Raw genomic sequence first — 766 nt, 5'->3', positions numbered from 1 at the left:
GTATGTGTTCATCCACCGCACCGCGACCGACTGGGTATGCGAGGGCGCCTATCAAACCTACAGCAGCGGCTTGTGCAAGGCCATATGGCCTGCCACCCCGGACGAGCTGGGGCTGGGCGGCCTGCCGGACTTCGGCGATCGGGTCATCCAGGTCAGCGATCCTGAAGACGTCAACGAAGCCCGGCTGCTGTTCACCCCGGACCTGCTGACGCCGCGCCTGCTCGCCGAGATCCGCACGCAACCGCGGCTGCGCAACACCCTGCGCAAGGTCGACATCCGCCAACTGATCCAAAGCTGCAGCCACACCGCACACATCATCGAGGCCCAGGCGCTGGACAGTAGCGTCGCCGACCTGCTCGGGCCGACTTCCCCGCCCTTGATGGCCCACCTTGGCGAGCAACTGTTTGCCCCCCCGGCCGGCTACTCGGCCCTGGCGGGTGTGGCTACGCGGCTTGGCGCAACGGCGACCCAGGCGCAGGGTTTTGCCGTGGTGTTGGACGACCCGATCGGCATCACCCAGGAGCTCAATGCCTGGCGCAATCAGAGCGTGGAGACGCTCGAAACCTTCATGCGCAAAACCGACGGCGAAGGCATCGACAACCGGCGCAAACACACCATCGCCTTCGGCCTCGAAAACCTCAAGCTCACCCTCGCCGAACAAGCCGAGCAACGCTACGTCAACCACGCCAACGCGCTTGGCGTGAGGTACACCGACCGCGAGTACGCCAGCAGCAACGTCCACATGGTCACGGCGTCGATGGGCAGT

Annotated in this window: 1 pseudogene; it reads left to right on the top strand. The window is 65.4% G+C overall.

Going from position 1 to position 766, the window contains the following annotated elements:
• Positions 1-766: pseudogene (locus ACM6J5_RS20435) on the top strand (hypothetical protein); the annotation flags it as partial.

It is taken from the genome of Pseudomonas sp. IT-P74 (assembly GCF_949768175.1).
In the GTDB taxonomy this organism is placed as follows: domain Bacteria; phylum Pseudomonadota; class Gammaproteobacteria; order Pseudomonadales; family Pseudomonadaceae; genus Aquipseudomonas.
This window is presented reverse-complemented; position numbering and strand designations above follow the sequence as displayed.